The 17060-nt window shown below is 39.9% G+C and carries 18 protein-coding genes and 2 pseudogenes; 8 read left to right on the forward strand and 12 right to left on the reverse strand.

Going from position 1 to position 17060, the window contains the following annotated elements; all coding sequences use genetic code 11:
* A pseudogene (locus FTV29_RS03190) lies at window positions 1–684 on the reverse strand (IS30 family transposase); the annotation flags it as partial.
* Window positions 685–1583: 899 nt separating this feature from the next.
* Between FTV29_RS03190 and FTV29_RS03195 the strand changes: the two are divergent.
* On the forward strand, window positions 1584–2540 hold the full coding sequence (locus FTV29_RS03195) for a M15 family metallopeptidase (protein ID WP_180075059.1): 957 nt from the start codon (window positions 1584–1586) through the stop codon (window positions 2538–2540).
* A 7-nt stretch (window positions 2541–2547) separates the two neighbouring features.
* Here the strand turns inward: FTV29_RS03195 and FTV29_RS03200 are convergent, their stop codons facing one another.
* The 7 genes and pseudogenes from FTV29_RS03200 to FTV29_RS03230 all read right to left on the reverse strand — a co-directional run bounded on the left by FTV29_RS03200 (window position 2548) and on the right by FTV29_RS03230 (window position 9256).
* On the reverse strand, window positions 2548–3309 hold the full coding sequence (locus tag FTV29_RS03200) for an alpha/beta fold hydrolase (protein ID WP_180075060.1): 762 nt from the start codon (window positions 3307–3309) through the stop codon (window positions 2548–2550).
* A gap of 881 nt (window positions 3310–4190) precedes the next feature.
* Window positions 4191–4559, reverse strand: coding sequence for a hypothetical protein (locus FTV29_RS03205; RefSeq protein ID WP_005096846.1), 369 nt, complete (start codon window positions 4557–4559; stop codon window positions 4191–4193).
* Entirely contained in the window at window positions 4560–4922 is a 363-nt protein-coding gene (locus FTV29_RS03210) for a hypothetical protein (RefSeq protein WP_005171032.1), read from the reverse strand. It abuts the gene before it with no gap.
* Between the two features lie 131 nt (window positions 4923–5053).
* Window positions 5054–5657 (reverse strand): annotated as a pseudogene (locus FTV29_RS03215) (nitroreductase family protein).
* A gap of 440 nt (window positions 5658–6097) precedes the next feature.
* Window positions 6098–6589, reverse strand: a complete 492-nt coding sequence (locus FTV29_RS03220) for a hypothetical protein (RefSeq protein ID WP_180075061.1) — start codon at window positions 6587–6589, stop codon at window positions 6098–6100.
* 126 nt (window positions 6590–6715) lie between these two features.
* Complete coding sequence (gene fumC / locus FTV29_RS03225) at window positions 6716–8110, reverse strand: class II fumarate hydratase (RefSeq protein ID WP_005171036.1); 1395 nt, start codon at window positions 8108–8110, stop codon at window positions 6716–6718.
* Window positions 8111–8245: 135 nt separating this feature from the next.
* Window positions 8246–9256, reverse strand: a complete 1011-nt coding sequence (locus FTV29_RS03230) for an NAD-dependent epimerase/dehydratase family protein (protein WP_074382815.1) — start codon at window positions 9254–9256, stop codon at window positions 8246–8248.
* A 71-nt stretch (window positions 9257–9327) separates the two neighbouring features.
* Here FTV29_RS03230 and tusD point away from each other — a divergent pair, with 71 nt between their 5' ends.
* Genes tusD through FTV29_RS03250 form a run of 4 tightly spaced genes read left to right on the forward strand, consistent with a single transcriptional unit; the run spans window position 9328 to window position 10721 of the window.
* Entirely contained in the window at window positions 9328–9696 is a 369-nt protein-coding gene (tusD, locus tag FTV29_RS03235) for a sulfurtransferase complex subunit TusD (protein ID WP_005096839.1), read from the forward strand.
* Between the two features lie 44 nt (window positions 9697–9740).
* Entirely contained in the window at window positions 9741–10091 is a 351-nt protein-coding gene (locus tag FTV29_RS03240) for a hypothetical protein (RefSeq protein WP_074382816.1), read from the forward strand.
* Window positions 10092–10110: 19 nt separating this feature from the next.
* Complete coding sequence (locus tag FTV29_RS03245; protein WP_005096836.1) at window positions 10111–10395, forward strand: hypothetical protein; 285 nt, start codon at window positions 10111–10113, stop codon at window positions 10393–10395.
* 14 nt (window positions 10396–10409) lie between these two features.
* Window positions 10410–10721: a TusE/DsrC/DsvC family sulfur relay protein gene (locus FTV29_RS03250; RefSeq protein WP_005096835.1), complete on the forward strand. Its 312-nt coding sequence runs from the start codon at window positions 10410–10412 to the stop codon at window positions 10719–10721.
* A 112-nt stretch (window positions 10722–10833) separates the two neighbouring features.
* Here FTV29_RS03250 and FTV29_RS03255 read toward each other — a convergent pair whose 3' ends face one another.
* The 3 genes from FTV29_RS03255 to ybaK form a co-directional block, all read right to left on the reverse strand.
* On the reverse strand, window positions 10834–11319 hold the full coding sequence (locus tag FTV29_RS03255; protein WP_180075062.1) for a hypothetical protein: 486 nt from the start codon (window positions 11317–11319) through the stop codon (window positions 10834–10836).
* Window positions 11320–11381: 62 nt separating this feature from the next.
* A complete protein-coding gene (locus tag FTV29_RS03260; RefSeq protein ID WP_180075063.1) occupies window positions 11382–12635 on the reverse strand; it encodes a YncE family protein in 1254 nt (417 codons plus the stop codon).
* A gap of 193 nt (window positions 12636–12828) precedes the next feature.
* Window positions 12829–13296 carry a Cys-tRNA(Pro) deacylase gene (gene ybaK / locus FTV29_RS03265; RefSeq protein WP_180075064.1) on the reverse strand — a complete coding sequence of 156 codons (468 nt, stop codon included), beginning with the start codon at window positions 13294–13296 and terminating at the stop codon, window positions 12829–12831.
* 961 nt (window positions 13297–14257) lie between these two features.
* On the opposite strand from ybaK, the gene aroQ reads away from it, so the two are divergent.
* From aroQ to accC, 3 genes are read left to right on the forward strand one after another with little or no spacing between them, the layout of a single operon-like run.
* Entirely contained in the window at window positions 14258–14713 is a 456-nt protein-coding gene (gene aroQ / locus FTV29_RS03270; RefSeq protein WP_005096831.1) for a type II 3-dehydroquinate dehydratase, read from the forward strand.
* 16 nt (window positions 14714–14729) lie between these two features.
* Entirely contained in the window at window positions 14730–15146 is a 417-nt protein-coding gene (gene accB, locus FTV29_RS03275) for an acetyl-CoA carboxylase biotin carboxyl carrier protein (protein WP_005096830.1), read from the forward strand.
* A gap of 18 nt (window positions 15147–15164) precedes the next feature.
* A complete protein-coding gene (gene accC, locus FTV29_RS03280; RefSeq protein ID WP_180075065.1) occupies window positions 15165–16532 on the forward strand; it encodes an acetyl-CoA carboxylase biotin carboxylase subunit in 1368 nt (455 codons plus the stop codon).
* Between the two features lie 58 nt (window positions 16533–16590).
* Here the strand turns inward: accC and FTV29_RS03285 are convergent, their stop codons facing one another.
* Window positions 16591–17034: a hypothetical protein gene (locus tag FTV29_RS03285; RefSeq protein ID WP_005096827.1), complete on the reverse strand. Its 444-nt coding sequence runs from the start codon at window positions 17032–17034 to the stop codon at window positions 16591–16593.
* Between the last annotated feature and the right edge of the window lie 26 nt (window positions 17035–17060).

Raw genomic sequence — 17060 nt, forward strand, 5'->3', positions numbered from 1 at the left:
CAAAAGTAACACTATAAGCATGGCTCATCCGTAAACGATCTAATGCACAAGTAATCGTTTGAGAGGATGCTCTCGTTGGCCCTAAATGAACAATATGTACGTACAGGCTCTTTCGATCAACGAGAGTCAATAAAGCACCTTTATGATGTTTACCAATCACCGTGTCACCTTCGAAATCTCCTAAACGTTGTCGTTGATCAATGACCTGGTCTCGGCAGTGAATACTTGTTTTATCAATGATTTGCCCCCTACGATCCGTGTTTTTGTAACCGCGTTTTCGATATTTCTTCTGAAGCCTTAAGTGTAGATAAAGTTTACCGCCTTTTGATTTATCTTGATAAATGTACTGGTAAATCCACTCATGTGAAGGTACATCCAGCCAACCGCGTTGTGTTAAAGCACCTGAAATTTGTTCTGGTGACCAGTCCAAACCAATCAAATAATCAATATAAGCGAAGGCAAATGCTGTCATGGGTGATAAAGGACGGTACCGTCTTTGACTTGCAAATTTAGCTGCCTGTTGAGCTCTATATCCACGTTGCCAGTATTTCTTTTTAATTCACGGTAGATGGTTGATCGTGAACGCCCTAACTCCCGAGCAAGGCTAGCGATTGAACTTTTACTTTTCAAAGTAGCATAAATTTCGTATCTTTCATCTTGAGAAAGTTGGGTGTATTTCTTCATTGTGTGCTTTCCAATTGCGAGTTGAAAAAGTCCAATGATTCTACGAATACACCTAACTTTTTCAACTAACTACAAATGTGTCGCACTTGAGATTTGAATCTGCGCTGATTAATAAATAGCAGAAAAATGCTTTAGATAAGGATAGGCCTTTACCAAGTTTGGCAGGGTCAATAAATATATTAGCAAGAAGATACACCAGTAAAATTACATGAAGGTGTTGAAGCAGCCAAACTAACATGATCACACTAAATGTAATAGCTAACGTAATAGCGTATGAGAAATTTCATTTGAAAAAAAGGAAATATGAGATTTACCTCATTAAGATTTTGAGGCATATCTCTATAAAGAAATGAGCTGTTGACATTAAAAAGTAATGAAGCTGAAAATTTCAAAATTAACTTTTATGAACAGTAGAAGATAGATGAACTTAAAGTATCATGTACTCAATTTAACATAATATACATTATACGAAATCAGTCTGTAAGCCACAAATAGATATGATGCTCAAGCAACCTAGGCTTTAAAGCACTTCAAATTCAATCCTGCGATTTTTCTTACAACCTTCAGCTGTTAAATTATCAGCTATAGGTTGAGTGCAGTATTCAGCTTTGTCGCTTTTAAATATGTTTTATCGACAGAACAAACAACTATTTTTGCTCAATATCAGAATCTGATTAGCGCTCCTGCTGAGCAAGCTTATATTACGATTCATTTACCCTAATTAAATTTTTCAGATCAATACCATGAAAGCTCATAGAAAGCTCATAAAAATAAAAACTTAAAAGTATTTACTTCAGAAAAATTGAATGCAATCTTTGCGAAGAATTGCGCCGTTGTGCAATTTATATCGCTTAAGAAAAGATTGGGTTGGAATCTGAACTAGATCAAGTATTTCACTTATGATTTTTATCATATTGAGTAGCTTCACCCTAATGAGTTTGGTAATGTTCGCCCTGCTGTCCTATGAATTTAGACGAAGGATACAGGCTGTTTTTCTCAGATTCATTCCGCAAAGTAAACAGCAATTGACTCAAGCAATACATTTTTCACGTAAATTTTATCGGGCGGCCTCGCCTGAACATCTGCATTCTCATTGGTATGTTCAGCAGTGGTGGATTTTGATTACCGGATTAATATTATTTGGCAGTATTTTGCTACTCGCTTTTACCCAGCCCTTAACTGCCAGAAAATTTGAATCTGAATATTTAAGGAAAGTTGATCCACAAATTTATGCTCTTTTGGATGGGCAAATGTTGACGGCTCCGCCTGAAGTTGCTGACCACCTCATTATAGAAGCCCTTCAACAAGAGCATTTTCCAGATCATCCGGCTATTTCAGCACAAAGCTTTAATTCAAACCTTAAAGATATTTATAGACCAGCAATGCATACACATTCAGATATCAGTACAGCAGACCGTAAATGGCATAAGATGAATCCACGATTTAAGCAACGTTTACTGATGGTATTTAAAATCATGAAAGAACAGCATGATTATGAGCTGGTTTTACTTGAAGGCTATCGGAGTCCGGAACGGCAAAATTCGTTGGCAGCCGATAGTAATATTACCAAGGCTAAAGGCTTTCAGAGTTATCATCAATTTGGATTGGCTGCAGATATTGCCTTTAAACGGCATGGCAAAGTAGTCATTACAGAACGTGATCCTTGGGCCATGCGCGGTTATGAATTATATGGTCAGGTCGCTGAATCGGTGGGTTTGACCTGGGGCGGCCGCTGGAAATCCATTAAAGATTTCGGACATACTGAATATCGTATGCCCGGTTTAAAGAAAACTGCTGAGATGGCGCATCAACTGATCCATGAAGGTCAATTACAGGTACATACATTACATCCGTAAATATTACTTAATTAAGGAATGCTTGCATGTATTTAATGACTTCATCTGGTTTTTCACCATGTAGCCAATGACCGGTATTTTCAATAACTTCAATTTTTGCCTGAGAAAACTGTTCATTAATTGCTGCAAAATGTTCTGGTTTTGAGATATAAAAAGAATCACCACCACGCAGAAATAAGGCTGGCCGATTAATTTTTTCGACCTTTTCCCAAGCCATAATATCTGGATAATGATCAAATAAAGCCTGAACATTAAACAGCCACTGCCCTTTATTAAAGGATTTTAATAAAAATTGAATCACCATTTCTTCATGAAGATATTTACGCATAATTTTTGCTGCTTCCAGTCGTGAAGCAACATTTGCTTGCTGTACTGCAAATAAGGCTTTAAAAATTTCAGCATGATGACTTTCATGATATTGGATCGGTGTAATATCAAGCACGATGAGTTTTTCAGTCTGTTCACGAGCTAAATCTGCCAGTTTCATAGCAATTTTCCCACCCATAGAATGTCCAACAACGACAAACTTATGAACATTTAAACTGGATAAAGTTTCCAATACATCTTCTGCCATGAGCTGATAGTTAATATCAGAGCTATGACTAGAAAGACCATGATTACGCACATCAATTTGGATCACGGTTCTCTGTTCAGAAAAATGTCGAGCCAATACTCCTAAATTACTCAAACTACCAAATAAACCATGAATAAAGATCATTGGAGATACTGTTGAAGTTTCATGATGGTGTAATTGATAGTTAAGGATCATTTGAGAATTCCGTGATTTCTTGATTTAATTGTTAATAGTGGGTTGATATTGAAAATTAATCAATTGCCAAATTTTTAAAATAAAAATTTACTTAGGCTATTTGTAGCAGGTTGATCAATTTGCTTAGGCTAAATTCATCATCAGATTAAAAGTGTTCAAAGCTTAATTATTAATTTGAATTAAAGAAAAATGCCCCATCAATATAAAAGACGATCTAATACATTTTTAAAATAGCCTTGGGATTAAGAGAAATCGCACCCATATTTTATTTTTAATTTCAGAATAAGGATGATACTAGAACAAATAGATTACTATCCCACTACTTTTTCAAAGTTAGTCCATTATTTTGTATAACAGAAATTTGTACATACATTCCTTTTTTTGTTTTAGAGCATGTAATAAATTAACAGGGATATTTGCCGCTAAAATATATAAAATACTTAGGCTATTTTATAAATACAACAGGATTAGTTTTGTAGCATAAATATAAGATATAACTTCACTACCCTGCTTGGAGTACCATTCATTTATGTATGAAGACAAAATTCACGCTATTCGTTATGAAGTCATTTCTATAATGCTTATGTGTGACATGATCAAGCAACAATATTATGCAGTATTAAAAGATCTCTCGACAAAGCTTAGAAAAATATTAAAGTTTAATTGTTAAATTATAGTTATCAATTTTCTTATTTCCAGGATATATCCCCGGGATAATGAGTAACAATCATGTTTATACTTTAGTTTAACTTTACAAAAAACCCTACAGATAGATGCATCTTATTTAAGATGATATTTTTTGGTCAAAATCCAGCCAAGATTAAAATAATAATATTCTCTTTATTTTCATTAATGCGTGATGAGAAGAAGTACCACTCGCCCTATTCAACATCCCTATTTTTACAGAATAAGGTGGTGGTCATTCCTGATTTACTCAGGCTCTGATCCTGTCGATCAAGAAAACTTTTGGCGACCATAGCCATCATGGGCGCCATATCCAGACTGTTATTTTCTTCAGAAACTTTTTGAATGTCCTGATAGGCTTTCAGTCGATTACAAAAAGCCTGACGTTGGGTTTTGGCATCGGCCTTTGGATCATCTTCATCTAAAATGTGCTTGGTTTCATTGACGATTTTAGTCTGTTCTGAAATAAACTGGTCATACGCACTTTGTGAAAGTGGTTCTGCAAAGACCATGCTATTCAGTAAGAATAACAATCCTGCACAAATGAAAGATGATTTTTTTAGCATTTAGATTTCTTCTTTCCAGACATCTTCATAATCATCGGCATCAATCATGAAACGAAAACCTGTTTCCAGAGCCAGATATGGTAATACTTCTGGTGCGATGTCCTGTAATTCACGTACGGTCATCGTTTCAAAAGCATCTTCACTTGAAGGTTCTCCGCCATAAATATACCAGCTGATATTTTCCGCTGTCTCAGGCTTTTTACGAATACCAACTATCGGATCCTGCTTTAAGGTATGTACGGCCACAGCAACAACATCATCACCCGTGACTTCAACATAAGCTGAGCCTACTTCTTCACAAAGTAACTTTTGCTCTGCGATTAGTTCTTGTAAAGGTGATAGATTTTGCGTGTTTTTCGACATTCGATATTACTCATTTATTTGCATTAGCACGCTATTTTAACTGAATTTTAGCAATGCTGATGAGGATTTCGTCGAGATATTATAAAATATCTGCGCTTAAAATTGTTTAAGCGCAAATATGAATTTCAGGCTTATTTGAAAATTTTAAAACGCTCTTCGTCTGCAAGATAATCTTTGTCACGCGGTTCACCTTCTATTGAACCAAAGACCAGCTGTGCGTGAAGCTTCCAGTTGGCTGGAATCTCCCACTCAGCATGTACCTGCTCATCTACAATCGGATTATAATGCTGCAAGGATGCGCCCAAACCTTCTGTATGTAGTGCTGTCCACGTTGCAAATTGCGCAATTGCCGTAGAATGTTCTGCCCAGATTGGAAAATTATCAGCATAAGACGGAAATTGTTGCTGCAAAGCTTGTACTACGGTTTGATCTTCAAAAAATAGTACGGTGCCTACACCAGCAGCAAAGCTGTCCATTTTAGCAGTTGTTTTTGCAGCGCTCTCTTCGTCTTTGGCATAGCTTGTTAATTTATCTGCAACGATACCCCAAAACTTTTCATGTTCTGAATTGAATAAAATCACGGCGCGTGAAGACTGGGAATTAAAAGACGATGGGCTTTGCTTGATCGCAGTTTGAATCAAATCGCTTAAATACTCAGGAGATTGTTCTACATTACTTGCCAATAGCATAAATAGTACGGCGTTTAGTAATTAAATCTAAAAACTGATTCGACATTTTCTAAAATCCTGGGATATATCATCGGGAAAATTTGAACCTTCAACTATTTTTGTGAAGGAAAGCTAATCAATTTAGCTTTTACTTTATTTAAGCATAAAGTCCATCTACCTTAAAAAATAATGACCTGAATTACCAAGCTATTTATTTGATATTTTTATATATTTTAAGATAAAAATGGTTTGATTTATCTATTTTTTGAACAATTGTTAAACTTACTGGCGTTATAGGAGTATCTGAACAGAAATAGTGATTGATCACACCCTATTGCTGATAAATTTTTATAAATAATTAAAGTAAATACTGATTTATTGAAAATCCCTTATTGCTTAGGCTATTTCTAGAAATCATACTTTTAAGAAGGAAATCTTATTTCTCCCACAAAATTAATCCCCCAAAACTGGAGGACTAATTTGTTCAATCAAAACTCTAAACTTAAATTAAAATTTTGCATTCAAGACTTGAGAAGTAACTTTACTTTTCCACAGCTCACGCAATGTTGGTAAATAGAATTTCTCACCCAGCTCGACCAGTTCTGCATCAATCAGCGCATGCATTTCATGCATAAACAGATAATCAAGCTCAACAGTCGTCAATTTCGCCTGCTGTTTTTGATAGTCTCTGCGTTTCTGCTGGGCCTGTTTAACCAAACGATCGGCAAATGCCTTATCTTTAAACTGGGTGATCGCCTTTAAGCGCAGTTCGATAATGCCCCAACCGGTTAACAACATCTGGAAGGTCTCAAAATCACTACTGGTCGATTCCCAAGACATTTCTTCCAGATTTTCATCATCCGGTAGAACAGGTAAAAGAAGTTCCATGACGCTCGGAAAAATCTTTTTAAAATTCAGAATAAATTTAACAGGATGCTCACCTGGATAATCCTTGAATTGCACCTTTCTTTGAACATCTGTTAAACAAATATCAAGCATAAAACAATCATCAGTGGTTAATCTCATCGAGTTCTATTGTACGCAACTCTGCCTGAGATAAAAACCACTGCTGACAATTCCATGATAAAACAGGCTGAAAGATTGAAAATAAAAGCCTTAAACGCTTTATTTTACATTTGGTGAGACCATCTGTTCAGGACGCACCACCTCATCAAACTGTTCAGCCGTGACTAAACCAAGTTCAACAGCCACCTGCTTTAAGGTTTTAGCTTCTTTATAGGCAGTTTTGGCAACCTTGGCTGCATTCTCGTAACCAATCACCGGGTTTAATGCAGTGACCAGCATTAATGAGTCATGCAAGAAATGATCAATCTTGTCACGGTTCGGCTCAATACCTACGGCGCAGTGATCATTGAAACTATTACAGGCATCGCCCAAGAGCTGGATGGATTGCAGTAAGTTATAGGCAATCACAGGCATAAACACATTCAGCTCAAAGTTACCCGATGCACCTGCCACATTAATCGTGGTGTCATTTCCAAGCACTTGCGCCACCACCATGGTCATGGCTTCACTTTGCGTCGGATTGACCTTACCCGGCATAATGCTTGAACCTGGCTCATTTTCAGGAATACGCAGTTCACCAAATCCACAACGAGGCCCACTGGCTAACCAACGAATATCGTTGGCAATTTTATTTAGGCTGACTGCAAGGGTTTTTAATGCGCCTGAAGCAAATACCGCAGCATCACGGCCGGCCAAAGCTTCAAATTTATTCGGAGCAGTGACAAATGGTAGACCTGTCAGCTTCTCCAGTGTCTCTGCGGCCTGAACTGCATAATCAGGATGGGCATTTAGACCTGTACCAACAGCCGTCCCGCCCAATGGCAACTCATACAAACCCAGTAAAGCTTGCTGTAAGCGAATCAAGCCATGATCAAGTTGGGATACATAACCACTAAATTCCTGACCTAGGGTTAAAGGTGTCGCATCCTGTAAATGCGTCCGGCCAATTTTGACAATATCGGCAAAGGCTAAAGATTTTGCATGCAAGGTATCGCGTAGACGGGTAAGCGCTGGAATAAGAAGTTGATTAATCTGCAAACTCGCTGCGACATGAATCGCAGTCGGGAAAGAGTCATTGGTCGATTGGGCACGGTTGACATGATCATTTGGATGAACCGGTTTTTGCGCACCTAAATGATTGCCCAATTTTTGATTGGCAATATTGGCTATCACCTCATTACAGTTCATATTACTTTGCGTGCCTGAACCGGTTTGCCAGACCACCAGTGGAAACTGGCTATCCCACTGCCCGCTAATCACCTCATCTGCTGCATCCACAATATAGCCCGACAGCTCTTGAGGAATCTGATCCAGTTTAGCATTGGTCAAGGCTGCAGCTTTTTTTACCAGTCCCATTGCACCAATCATTGCCCGTGGCAAGCGTTCATTGCCGATCTTGAAGTTTTGCAAGCTACGCTGGGTCTGAGCGCCCCATAAAGCCTCACTCGGTACAGCCACTTCGCCCATGGTGTCATGTTCAATACGTGTTTGCATGTTCAACCTCAATTTTTTACATATCGCTGATTTTAAAAGCATCTATCACGATACTTTGCTAGATTGATTAAAAGTAATCGATTATATTAAATATGTAAATGATAATTATTATCAAATATTTTTTACTTATCTCATTTACTGTCCTCTCAGTATATTTTGATAAAATAGCCATTCATCCTCAAGCATCTTTTTCAGTGAACGTTGCGGTTGCCAATGCAAAATCTGCTGTGCCTTTTCAATATTCGCGCCTAGCTGGTCAAGCTCTGCATGAGGATAAGGCAAGGCATCGACTGTTCTAATTGCAGATTGGGTCACTTCTGCCAGTTGATCCAACAAATCCTGTATCGAAATGAGCGTTCCAGCAATATTGAAGGCTTCACATTTTAATTCCTGTTGTTGCCATAGCCACTGCAAGGATTTAATCACCGCATCACAACTGTCTGCCACATGCAGAAAACTCCGCTCTACTGTTCCATCCGCAGTATAAGCCTGACGGCGTAATTCCAGATATTCGCGCTGCTGCGCAGCGACCTGCATTGCCAAAGGCACAATATTTTTCGGTAAAGGTGGCACCGCCTCGCCTAGGACACCATGCTCGAAGGCGCCGCTAATATTAGATAGTCTTAAGATAGCAATGCGCCACTCGTTATCTGTTTTGACAGTATCCCGAATAATTTCCTCAACCATCTGTTGCGATTTAATATAGGGATTGGGATAAGTATAGTTAAAAGGTAGATCTTCATTGAGATCCGTACCGGATTGTCCATAGACTGCCAGACTGGATAAATGCACCAGATGCCGTACGCCGGTACGTTGCATGGCGCGCATTAAGCTCATAATACAGCTGACATTATCATTATAATATTCAAGGGGTTTTAATACTGATTCTTCTAGCGACTTAAAACTGGCAGCATGTACTACAGCCTGAATCGAATGCTGTTCAAATACTTTGTTTAATGCAGGCGTATTGCGAATATCAATTTTGATAAAAGGCACATACATCCCGGAAATATATTCAAGTCGCTCCAGCGTCTGCAAATTGGCATTGGCCAAATTATCGACCACAATGACCTCTAATCCTTGTGCTAACAGACTTAAAGCAATATGTGAGCCTAAAAAGCCTAATCCACCCGTCACTAAAATCATTGTATACTACCTACTTTCTGATGAAGCCCAGATCAAGCTGTTGCTATTGATCAAGCCTGTAGTGAATTTCGATGAGCACCTTAATTCTTGTTACCTCCGCACCAACTTCTATTTATGCCTGGCATGCCCTTGGTTTGGCGCAGGCATTACACAACAAAAACCAAGAATTCCGCGTATTCTTTTATCAGGACGGCGTGTCGGTCGCAAATGCACTGCAATGGGTGCCCGACGATCAACGTCATCTTACACATGCCTGGCAAGCACTCAATATTCGCCTACCGGTCTGTGTAAGTGCAGCACTGGCGCGAGGGATTACAGATCAGGACAATGCTCAACGTCACAATATTCAGCAGCATAATCTGGCGGATGCCTTTGAATTGGTCGGTTTAGGTGAACTTGCCGATGCTGTTCAATCCTCACAACGTCTGATTCAATTCTAGATGTTCCATTTTTTAGAATGTGTTGCTTTTCCAAGGAATCTTGTGTGAAATCTGTACTTGTTATATTAACCCAAGCCAATCTGACCAGCCTGCAAGTGCATGAAAGCCTGTCTGCGACCATGGTTTTGGCGACATTTGGTGCGGAAGTGAAAGTTCTGCTACAAGGTGCAGGTCTTAGTCTTCTACGCTCAGAACTGCAATTTGATCAGTTACAACATGCCTTTAAACTGGCATCAAATATGGTCGACAGTTTTGAGTTTTATGACCTCACTCCAATTCTGATTGAACAGAAAAACCAGAACTCGCCCTTTGTGGCTCAGAACGAACAAGAGATTGAATTTATTGAGCTAAGCCCAGCGTTTATTCAAGGCTTTGATCATGTGCTGTATTGGTAAGGAATAAAGGATATATAAAATGTCAAATCACACACTTTATCTGATCCAATCGAACTATGCGGCAACGGCGCAGATTCTGGAACAACTCGCTCAAATTTATACCCCAGTTGATCAGATCGTACTGATGGGTGAAGCCGTATTACAGCTGGAGCATTCATTTCTACAAAATTTGCCGAAAATTTACATGCTGGAAAATGATGCAGAGCTTTTGACACAGCCTTTGCCGGATCAGGTCAAGCTTCTCGATTTTGCCGATTTTGCAGATCTTTGCCTCGGGTTTAATCGCTGTATTTCAATGAAATAATCAATGAGTTAAATATGAATTTAGAACTGGATCAAGATGGTCATCTGATCGATTACACCATTTGGAATGAAGAAGTCGCGCAAGTCCTGGCCAATAACCTGGAACTGAACTTAACCCCGTGGCATTTTGAAATTCTGCAAGCAGTGCGTCAGTTCTATCAGCAGTTTGGCCATTCACCGGCCACACGTCCCTTAATTAAATTCCTAATGAAAACGGTTAGTGCTGACATCAACAATGCCATGCTTCAGGAAAAGTTTAATACGGGTCTGGTCGCGCGGCATTTAAGCCGTTTGGCCGGCGTACCCAAGCCTGCAAATTGTTTATAAAAGTACGCTGTCTTCAATACTTATATCTAAATGCCTGAATTCTCATTTGGGCTTTTTTATGAAAGCAATTTTCACATCTAAAATAATAAAAGATATTCGTGGCTTGAATTCCTCAACTTCGGATTTGTTCTAAGGTTCGCAAAGCCCGATGCAATTCATGATCCATTTCTGGCAGAACTTTCAGCAGAAACTCAATTTGTGCTTTCGCCTCGTCTCGAGTCACCAGTTTAGCTTCTACCAGCGTCTGCTGTAGACTAACCAGCAAACTGACCTGTCTAGGATCTGGTTGTTGCCCCTGACCTAAAGCACTGATGATTTGAGCAAAGTCTAGATATAACTGTTGTTGCTTTAACAATAGGCTTTGCTTTGTAGCTACATTATTTGGTTCAGCCTGTGTATTTTGGCTATTGCTCTTAAAACTCAGAGACATATAGCTGGATGATTTTTCAAGTCGGGCAACCTGATCACGATGGGCTTGGACTTGATTGGCAAAATCAGTCCGATAGATGTCTTGTCGTATCTGGTAAGCAATAGCCACCAAAATGCCGAACAAGAGTAATCCGATGATGAGATATAAAAGAACGGTCTTATCTTTCATCTTGATCTCCTCAACCCAATAAAGACAGCTCTTATCAAAACGCTGCCTATATCGTTGCTCGACTACGGCGTTGACCAGTCTATTGGTGCATAGCCGATCCGGACACGTTGTGGATGATTCCCAACTGGTACACTGAGCACTTTATCCCCTGTGGCAAAATCAATCACGGTCACCACATCGGTTTCACTTTCTGAAATCACACAGCTACGACCATCCGGGCTTCGCGTTGCCCAATAAGGTTTTCCTGCAGAAATCAGTTTCCCGGCAGTCAGCGTCTTGCGATCTACAATGGTAGCGTAGTTATCCATCGTACCGGCGACACAGAGCTTTTCACCATCAGCACTGATTGACAAACCATGATGACGCGAATCATTGACCCATTTTGTCCGGTCTTTCGGGATACTATCACTGCCTGGAAGCTGTCCGATCCGGCTAATCTTGTTCTGATTCAGATCATATTCAATCAGACCATTAAAGAATGAAACCTGAGCATACAGTTTGGTTTCATCCTTGCTAAACACCATCGGTCGTACTGAATTGGATAAATCTTTGCGGCCAAAAGCATCGAGTGCAGGTCTAAAATCAATTTTTCTCACCACCTGATGTGTATTGGCATCTGCGATAGTGATATAGCGCTTGCCTTTGGTAAAGTCTTGCCACTGTGCATCCATCGACGTTTCCACATTGCCGATAGCAGAGTTCAGGATCTTGTTGCCGCCATCGAAGTAAATATTTTCATGTGGTTTATCACCAGTGCTGAAACGGCCCAACTCTTTACCGGTATGGATATCCAGGACATGTACCACATTGCCTGAAGATGCAGATACGGCGACCCGCTGCCCATCTGGTGATACCGCCATATGGTCGGCACGGAAGCCTTCTACAGGCGTCCGCCAGTTAATCTTGCCAGTTTTGATATTAATTGATACCACATCGGCGAAACTTGGGCGCGATGCAACGACTGACTGACCATCTGGTGTCGAGTACATATCATCCACCAGCTGATCATTGCCTTCACCGGCTGTGGCCTGAATATAAGTATAGGCAATCAGTTTGATTGGATTCAGGTGAATTTCTTTAAGGCGCTCTTTCCGGTCAGGAATCATGTTAATGACGCCTATTTTGCCAAAATCACCCGATGGCCGAATCACGGTTACCGTACCATCCCAGTTGTTTCCGACAAAGAAAACCTGCTGTGAATTGGCAGGTGCTGCTGAAGGCGCAGAAGCGGCCTGTACACTCGGAAACGCAGACAGCATCGCCATTACAGATAAGGTCAGACAGAACCGTGGCCATTTTTTATTTTGAATTTTCATCCATTATGCTCCGCATAATAATTTATATTTTTGTTTTGATTCCTTGTTTTGTACACAGTCAGGCTGTGTTTTAACTTATCTAATATACAAACGTATAAAATGATTTACTGTTATTTCCGACCAAAAAATATGCAGCTATTTTAAATCTATCACTTCAGGTTCTATGAATTTAGGTGATCATCGTGCTTTGATTTTATGTATCCAGCACATCGACGAACTGTGCATTGAGTACTTTGGCAAGATCAGCCGGTTTTAATCCAATATCCAAGCCTCTTTTACCACCACTGACATAGATCTTATCCAACTGTTCTGCGCTAGCATCAATCACTATTTTTAACCGTTTCTTCTGGCCAATGGGACTGATTCCGCCAACCAAATAACCGGTCAAACGTTCTGCATGTTTAGGATCTGCCATCTGAAGTTTTTTGCATCCTACAGCCTGCGCTACTTTTTTCAGATTGAGTTGATGATGTACCGGCAATACCGCAACAAAATACTGTTTATCATCCGTGACCAATAAAGTTTTAAAGACTTCTTCCACCGAGAGCCCTAATTTTTCAGCAGCTTCTAGCCCGAAACTTTTGGCATTAGCATCATGTTCATATTCATGAATACTATATTCGATTTTATTGGCTTTTAATAGTTTGCATGCAGGTGTCATAGAAGGTCTGGCTTGAGTTGAATCACATAATTATATAAAGATTAGCTCAAGAAGTTAATTTAGATGAGGCATCTATAGAGCAAATTTTGCTTTAAGCTCGTATTCCGCTTCAATCAGGCCTATTTAGTTCAATCGTTATGCTCTTCAATACTTTTAAACTTTTCTTGAAAAAATGATGGTGCGCAAAATTGCAACAAATGTATGCGTTTTTGCCACTATCTAAGCGTTAGGCAATTAATGGCTTCACTGTATAGAAGACTTGAAGATGAACACATTCGTCACTTCGCTCATCTATACACATGAAGCATATAGATCGAGCTTTTCAGCTTAAATCTGCTGAGGTTCAAATTTTATCTCAGGAAAAAGAAATAGATTCTTGTGCAGTGTCTGTCATGAATACTTGAATTGAAAGTGATGTAACTAATTCCAATCTATTGGAAGAATAGGCCTAGGAAAATTTAAGTGAAAATATCATCAAAAAGATTTAACATATTGTCTTATCTTATATTTTTAAATTTTCATCACGTTTTAAGAAGCGGTCGATATCTTATATATAAAGAGGATAATCAGCACAAATTTAAAGTCAGAATGTAAAGCGTTTTCTATGCTCTAGAAGTCGAACATTGTAGTAAAACCAGCCAGACAACTCTTGCTCAAAACTAAAAATATCACTAAAAGGAAGAATTTAGCGTTAACATGAAGATACAGTTACATAAAGGATATTAACTGTTTTTGCCAATTGGGTTTACAATGAAAACAATCTGAATACCCTGCGAATTGTAATTTTTTAACATTGCCAAATCTCTGCAAAGTTTTCATTATAGCGCCACTGTTTAGGATATGCTTTCTACGTCAATTCAAAGAAATTATAAATAGTCATGTAGAAAATCATGCAATAATAAGCAGAGTTTGCAGCTATCTTGCAAACAAACCTCGATACTTTTTAATTGGAGCATGCTGGATGAGTTCGACCATTTTGGTTATTCATGGACCGAATTTAAATTTGCTTGGAAAGCGCGAACCAGAAGTTTATGGTCATCTTACGCTTGGCGATATTAATCAGCAACTGACTGCTCAGGCTCAACAGGCCACATTACAACTCGATACCTTCCAAAGCAACTGGGAAGGTGCAATCGTTGACCGAATTCATCAAGCCCAACTCGACGGCGTACAATATATCATTATCAATCCGGCAGCATTGACACATAGTTCTGTTGCGGTTCGTGATGCCCTGCTTGGTGTCGCCATTCCTTTTATTGAAGTCCATTTGTCAAACGTCCATGCACGCGAGGCATTTCGACATCATTCGTACTTGTCCGATAAAGCCATCGGCGTGATCTGTGGTCTGGGTGCAAAAGGCTATGCTGCTGCGCTCGACTATGTCATTGAAAAAATACAATCTTCTACAAAATCTTAATTAGGAATACTGTCTCATGGATATCCGTAAAATCAAGAAACTCATCGACTTGATGATTGAATCTGACTTACAGGCGATCGAAGTTAAAGAAGGCGATCAATCGATTGCATTAACTCGTCGTAATCCAGTGGTTGCAGCGGCTGTTCCTGCAATGCCTGCACCTGCAGCTGAAGTACCTGCGGCGAAGTCTCCGCGCGGTGCTGTTGAAACCTCTCCAATGGTTGGGGTGTTTTACTCTGCACCAAGCCCAGGCGAAGCGACATTTGTCAAAGTGGGTCAAACCGTTTCTGCTGGTGATACCTTAGGTATTATCGAAGCCATGAAAATCATGAACCCGATTGAAGCAACTCAAAGTGGTGTGATCGAAGAAATTCTAGTGAAAAATGGTGAAGTGATTCAATTCGGCCAACCACTTTTCCGCTACCGCGCTTAATCACCCCGGGGATTTATAATGTTGCAAAAAGTTTTAATTGCAAACCGTGGTGAAATTGCTTTACGCATCACCCGGGCTTGCAGAACTTTAGGGATCAAAACCGTAGGTGTCTATTCTGACGCAGACAAAGACCTGATGCATTTGCGTTTCTGTGATGAAGCGGTTTGTATCGGTCCGGGTGCGAGCAGTGACAGCTACCTGAATATTCCTGCGATTATTACAGCTGCTGAAATTACTGGCGCAGATGCCATCCATCCTGGTTATGGTTTTCTCGCTGAAAATGCTGAATTTGCTGAAATCGTAGAAAATTCTGGTTTTATCTTTATCGGTCCACGTCCAGAACATATTCGCTTAATGGGGAACAAGGTTTCTGCCATTATTGCCATGAAAAAAGCGGGTGTACCAACTGTACCGGGCTGCGACCATGCCGTAACCATTCACAATGCACTCGCTGAAGCGAAAGAGATCGGTTTCCCGCTGATTGTCAAAGCTGCTTCTGGTGGTGGTGGTCGTGGTATGCGTATCGTCGAAAATGTCGACACCCTGCTGGAATCTGTTCAGGCTGCACAGCGTGATGCAGAAATGTGGTTTGGTGATGATACGGTCTATATGGAACGTTTCCTGCAAAAGCCACGTCATGTTGAAGTACAGGTACTGGCTGATGGTAATGGCCATGCGATTCATCTCTATGATCGTGACTGCTCGCTACAGCGTCGCCATCAAAAAGTACTGGAAGAAGCGCCAGCACCGAACTTACCAGAGCAAGCACGTGCCGATATTCTAGAAGCCTGTGTCAATGCCTGTAAACTGATGCAATATCGTGGTGCAGGTACATTCGAATTCCTGTTTGAAGATGATGGATTCTTCTTCATTGAAATGAATACGCGTGTTCAGGTTGAACATCCGGTAACTGAAATGGTAACCGGTATTGATATTATCGAACAGCAATTGCGTATTGCTGGTGGCTTAGGTCTCGATATTCATCAAGAAGATGTCAAGGTTTTAGGACATGCGATTGAATGCCGTATTAACGCAGAAGATCCATCAACCTTCTTGCCTTCACCCGGCAAGATTGAGAGCTTCTATGCACCAGGCGGCGCAGGTATCCGCTTAGACTCGCACATCTACCCAGGCTATAGCATTCCGCCGTATTATGATTCGATGATCGCCAAACTGATTTCGCATGGCAAGGACCGTGAGACGTCTATTTCTCGCATGAGAAATGCCTTGGAAGAAATGATTTTGACTGGTGTTAAAACCAACATTCCTTTGCACAAAGATTTAATCCTTCAGGATAAAAACTTCTGCAAACAGGCGATGGACATTCATTATCTGGAAAAACATTTGTTGAAACAGCTAGAAGGTGCTGAAGAGAAAGCTCAATAAGCTTAAAGCTTATAAAAAACCGCTGAAATTCAGCGGTTTTTTTATGTTGATGATTCATTTATGGTAATACACGTCTGAGCACGGCAAAGCATTGCTCGGCCTTGTCATTGGCACAGAAATTAATCGTGTACGGATTTTGCCATTTCACAAAATACTGGGAAATTTCACCGGATTGATCAACCTGATTGCCTGAGCAGTCTTTTTCATTATTATCATATTTAACCTGAAGAATCAGTGCGGGAATCTGAACGGTCGGATCCTGTGCAGGCTGATAATCATATAATCCTGAAGTCCACTCTTCACCACTTTTAATTACGACATTATTATTGCTTTTAAAATTATAATATTCGATACATTTTTTATTATCCGGAATTTCCATCCCCCACAACCCCACAATTTCAGGCCGGGTTTTCACGGTAAATGTATTTGGGATTTCAGCAGCTTTAGCAGAAACTTCCGCTGGTTTTTTATTTTCTGTCGCCATTAGCCAAGGTGAGCTCATGAGTAAGATAAGGCTAAGACATATTT

This window comes from Acinetobacter sp. YH12254 (genome assembly GCF_013417415.1).
Classification (GTDB): domain Bacteria; phylum Pseudomonadota; class Gammaproteobacteria; order Pseudomonadales; family Moraxellaceae; genus Acinetobacter; species Acinetobacter pseudolwoffii.

Coding starts and splice junctions, on each gene's coding strand:
- tusD (WP_005096839.1), top strand. CDS start 9,328: ATGAGCACCTTAATTCTTGTTACCTCCGCACCAACTTCTATTTATGCC.
- accB (WP_005096830.1), top strand. CDS start 14,730: ATGGATATCCGTAAAATCAAGAAACTCATCGACTTGATGATTGAATCT.
- FTV29_RS03245 (WP_005096836.1), top strand. CDS start 10,111: ATGTCAAATCACACACTTTATCTGATCCAATCGAACTATGCGGCAACG.
- FTV29_RS03230 (WP_074382815.1), bottom strand. CDS start 9,256: ATGATTTTAGTGACGGGTGGATTAGGCTTTTTAGGCTCACATATTGCT.
- aroQ (WP_005096831.1), top strand. CDS start 14,258: ATGAGTTCGACCATTTTGGTTATTCATGGACCGAATTTAAATTTGCTT.
- FTV29_RS03255 (WP_180075062.1), bottom strand. CDS start 11,319: ATGAAAGATAAGACCGTTCTTTTATATCTCATCATCGGATTACTCTTG.
- ybaK (WP_180075064.1), bottom strand. CDS start 13,296: ATGACACCTGCATGCAAACTATTAAAAGCCAATAAAATCGAATATAGT.
- FTV29_RS03285 (WP_005096827.1), bottom strand. CDS start 17,034: ATGAGCTCACCTTGGCTAATGGCGACAGAAAATAAAAAACCAGCGGAA.
- fumC (WP_005171036.1), bottom strand. CDS start 8,110: ATGCAAACACGTATTGAACATGACACCATGGGCGAAGTGGCTGTACCG.
- accC (WP_180075065.1), top strand. CDS start 15,165: ATGTTGCAAAAAGTTTTAATTGCAAACCGTGGTGAAATTGCTTTACGC.
- FTV29_RS03220 (WP_180075061.1), bottom strand. CDS start 6,589: ATGCTTGATATTTGTTTAACAGATGTTCAAAGAAAGGTGCAATTCAAG.
- FTV29_RS03250 (WP_005096835.1), top strand. CDS start 10,410: ATGAATTTAGAACTGGATCAAGATGGTCATCTGATCGATTACACCATT.
- FTV29_RS03195 (WP_180075059.1), top strand. CDS start 1,584: ATGATTTTTATCATATTGAGTAGCTTCACCCTAATGAGTTTGGTAATG.
- FTV29_RS03260 (WP_180075063.1), bottom strand. CDS start 12,635: ATGAAAATTCAAAATAAAAAATGGCCACGGTTCTGTCTGACCTTATCT.
- FTV29_RS03210 (WP_005171032.1), bottom strand. CDS start 4,922: ATGTCGAAAAACACGCAAAATCTATCACCTTTACAAGAACTAATCGCA.
- FTV29_RS03205 (WP_005096846.1), bottom strand. CDS start 4,559: ATGCTAAAAAAATCATCTTTCATTTGTGCAGGATTGTTATTCTTACTG.
- FTV29_RS03200 (WP_180075060.1), bottom strand. CDS start 3,309: ATGATCCTTAACTATCAATTACACCATCATGAAACTTCAACAGTATCT.